The sequence below is a fragment of the Priestia sp. JV24 genome, assembly GCF_025910025.1.
GTDB classification, from domain to species: Bacteria; Bacillota; Bacilli; order Bacillales; family Bacillaceae_H; genus Priestia; species Priestia megaterium.
In genome coordinates this window covers 1-3,558 of the sequence record NZ_JAPCIN010000056.1, presented here as the reverse complement: position 1 = coordinate 3,558, position 3,558 = coordinate 1, and the positions used below count along the sequence as shown (strand labels likewise).

Sequence of the window (3,558 nt, the reverse complement as noted above, 5' to 3'; positions counted from 1 at the left end):
GTATTATGTTAACTAAGGTTGCATACCATATACAGCGTAAAAACGAAAAACCTACTGAACAGGGGATCAGTAGGTTTTTCTGCTCTTGGAGAAGAGATTCGTGTTGGATACTGGATGCCTCACGACGTCATGAGTAGTTTGCTCAAGGCAGTTAAAAATATGTATATAGTCGAGTGTATTTAAAATTTTATTTGAATTTATGTTTTGAAATATATAAAAAAGGGAAAAGTAGTTTGATTCTATTCCAGATGTACGTTGAATAAGAAAAATGATTAATATGTTGAATAGACTATGATAATGAATCTGGAGGGAAGGTATGTCAATTAATAAAGAGGTTTTGTATCGTGGTACAAGATTTAAGATTATTCATATTTATAGTTCTGGTTATTGTGAACTTAGAAAAATTAGTGATCCTTTCAGCGTAGAACTAGCTTTATTAAATGATATCCTACTAACATGATAATGATTGCTGCATATTTTTATTTAACTAACCAAACCGAATCAATTTAATCATTGCTGTTGAATTAAACATATTAATCATTTTTTGATAAAAATAGAAGCCAAATTCTTTATATATAAGGAATTTGGCTTCTTATAATTGATTTTATGTTAACTAAAAGGCGAAAAAGCCATCTTTGGGGAAGATGGCTTTTTCTACTGATAAATATTAGGTTGTAAGTGGAGTCCTACAAGACTTCTCCAGTATTTTGCTCAAAGATTGAAATAACTATGCAGCTGAAAAAAATATAGCAGGAAATATCATGTTGCATTTGAATATTAGTACTATACTCTTAATACGAAAATGGGGGCTAGTATGATGCTGGTAAAAAAGATGTTAAATGGCATTATGATGAAAGAAATCACTATTAAAGAATTAGCTGATCGATATGGTGTAAGTACTCGTACCATTCAATCAAAGATTAAGAAATTAGGTTATGAATGGGACAGTAAGGAAAGCATTTATCGCTATGTTGGAGAAGAATCAGAGCCTTTAGATATTGATTTTAGTACCCTTATCTCTAAAAACAGTAAAATGCCAGCAGAACAAAAGCTAGCAACCAGCGAAGTAGCAGCTAGTACGAGCTATGTTGATGAAAGTGAAAGCACTAGCACTAGTTCTTCAAAAGCTAGTACAGTAGATGCAATTGATTTGTTGTTGCAAAGTCCAAAAGACCGTTCGAAAAGAGTATACCGAGGCTTTTATTTTGATGATGATGTGTTAAGTATTATTGATCGGGTGCCAAAGAGTTATAAATCTGAATTGGTGAATGAAGCTTTGAGAAAAGTGTTTAAGGAAAAGGGATTATTAGACTAAAAAGAAAAGCAGGCTTAAGCCTGCTTCTTTAGCCTTTAAGGCTACTATGTTTAAGAAATTCTTATTAGTTTTTTTGAAGGTTCTTGATGTAGGTTTTGAAATTGTTGAACGGCCTCTGTCATAGATTCTGTATTCAATTTCTTTAAGATGCTTTTTCTTTGATTTTTAATAGTGCTTTCTTCTTTATGAAGAAGGTTTTGTATTTCTGAAATAGAATGACCATCAATAGCAAGAGCAAATACTTCTTGTTCTGCTTGAGTTAGTTGGTTCATGAAGACTTTCTCTTTTAGCATTTTACATTCTTCTTCTACATTCTTTAGTCGAGCAACTTCATCTACTAAATCGGAAGCTAGACTTAGAACATGTTCAATGCCTATTAATAATTTTTCAGTTTGATCCATGATAAGACCCTCCTATTTTTTGAGGGCAACCCATGCTATAATAAAATTGCATTCGAAAATCTATTAAGCAATGGGGTGTTTCTCTGCCAGGAGAAATGCCCTTTTTGTGTTGTTGTGTCTAATCTTGGTGTTAAACGTTTGAATCACCTCCTTAATTTATTTATCTTCCTTGTTATCAATCTCGTTATATTGCATTAAAACGTTTAATCTTGAGTTTTTACCGCCCTTAAAGATCTTATCTGGATTGATTTGATAGGTTCCAGCTCTAATCTTTTTAAGAAAGTCTGATTCTTGTAGAGCTTTCATTGTTTCAGCAATCGTAGGCTGAGAAATTCCTAATTTCTGTTCAATTTCTTTATAAGTCATTAAAAACATGTTCTCGCTATTAAGGTTATCCATTATGAATGTAAGAACTTTAAGTTTCTTATTACCTATTAAATCAAGACTTTCAACTATATGACCTAACCAAATTTTATGGAAATTAGCATCTCGTTCTTCAATGCTTATAACTTCCATTTCTTCGATTTCTCCAGTCTCTGAGTTTATGTATTTTTTTGTTCCTACAACTTTTGTTGCTTTTCTAGTTACTCCTTTTTTGCGTTTGTAATTAGACATTTTTTTAACTCCTTTATAGAAAAATAATCCAGTCTCTTTTTCATATTTTGAGTATATAATAACAAGAGACTTAAGTAAACACTTAAGTCTTATTTAAGTAAACACTTAAAAAAATTTAAGTGAACACTTAAAAAAATTTAAGTGAACAAATCACCCTCAAACCCTTGATATAAAAGGCTTTGTCCAACATTTCATCTTTTTTTCACTCTTATCTATTAATATATTTGCTATTTTTAATGCAAGGTTCGAGTAGTATTTTTTCAGAAAGTCACTGAAAAAATCTCCACTCTTTTCTCCTTGCATTTCAAATTTCGGCAGGGTTGGTTATATCGCCAAGCCGAACATACCCAAAACAAAGTTTAAGATGCTCGGCTTGTGACGGCCATTATACCTGCCGAACCGCCAAAGCAGCCGTCCATAGTTGCTACCTTTTTTCAAATAAGATACACAAATGGGGACTAGTCCCCAAACCCCTAGCCAGCACGCCACCCCAAAACAAAGGTGAATCAATCGATCAATCATCGATCAATCAGTAGGGATTTTGATAAAATTAAAGAAACTATATATAGTTTGTCTTAGTGATTGATTGATAATTGATTGATCGATTGAAGGAGGACAGTTTATATTATGGATTGGATAACGATCAATGATATTTCTAAAATGATTAATACACCTGTTCCAACTGTAAGGAGATACATACAAAAACATCAAGCTTTTCTTAATACTAAGAGGGAAGGGAAAAAGATTTTATTACATCCAGATTCCGTAGAAGTTCTAAAGAAAATTCGGAAGTGGTATATGATCGATAACTTGATTGATACTGAAATAGATAGTAAGCTCAAAGCCGATGGTTATAAGCTTTTCATTGATGTTCAATCAATCAATCATCAATCAATCAACCAAGAATTAGACTCTTCTTCTTTAGATTTTTTGAAAGCTATGTTTAAAGAACAAAGAGCAATTAACGAGCAACTTATGGAGAGTAATAAATTATTGGTTAAAGAGCTAGAAGAAATAAAGCAAAGCTATAAAGAAAGTGAAATTAAAAGGGAACAAAGAGACTTAGCTTTAATGGAGACCTTACGATCAATACAAGAAACAAAGAAATTAGTAGCTGCTTCAGAAGAAAAAAAGAAATGGTGGCAGTTTTGGAAACTTTAGTTGTTGTATTATAAACAACTTTGATAATGTATCAGAGCCAACATATACAATGTTTTTTATAAGATG

At 31.9% G+C, this 3,558-nt stretch carries 4 protein-coding genes; 2 read left to right on the top strand and 2 right to left on the bottom strand.

Annotated features, from left to right (window positions below; all coding sequences use genetic code 11):
• Positions 1–814 precede the first annotated feature (814 nt).
• Positions 815–1,315, top strand: coding sequence for an HTH domain-containing protein (locus tag OK414_RS29275; protein ID WP_233335546.1), 501 nt, complete (start codon positions 815–817; stop codon positions 1,313–1,315).
• Between the two features lie 50 nt (positions 1,316–1,365).
• Here the strand turns inward: OK414_RS29275 and OK414_RS29270 are convergent, their stop codons facing one another.
• Positions 1,366–1,716 (bottom strand): response regulator transcription factor, encoded by a 351-nt coding sequence (locus OK414_RS29270; protein WP_205663468.1) that lies wholly within the window; start codon positions 1,714–1,716, stop codon positions 1,366–1,368.
• A 156-nt stretch (positions 1,717–1,872) separates the two neighbouring features.
• Positions 1,873–2,331, bottom strand: a complete 459-nt coding sequence (locus tag OK414_RS29265; RefSeq protein WP_098250102.1) for a replication/maintenance protein RepL — start codon at positions 2,329–2,331, stop codon at positions 1,873–1,875.
• Positions 2,332–2,958: 627 nt separating this feature from the next.
• On the opposite strand from OK414_RS29265, the gene OK414_RS29260 reads away from it, so the two are divergent.
• Complete coding sequence (locus tag OK414_RS29260) at positions 2,959–3,492, top strand: DUF3967 domain-containing protein (RefSeq protein WP_233335547.1); 534 nt, start codon at positions 2,959–2,961, stop codon at positions 3,490–3,492.
• Positions 3,493–3,558 lie beyond the last annotated feature (66 nt).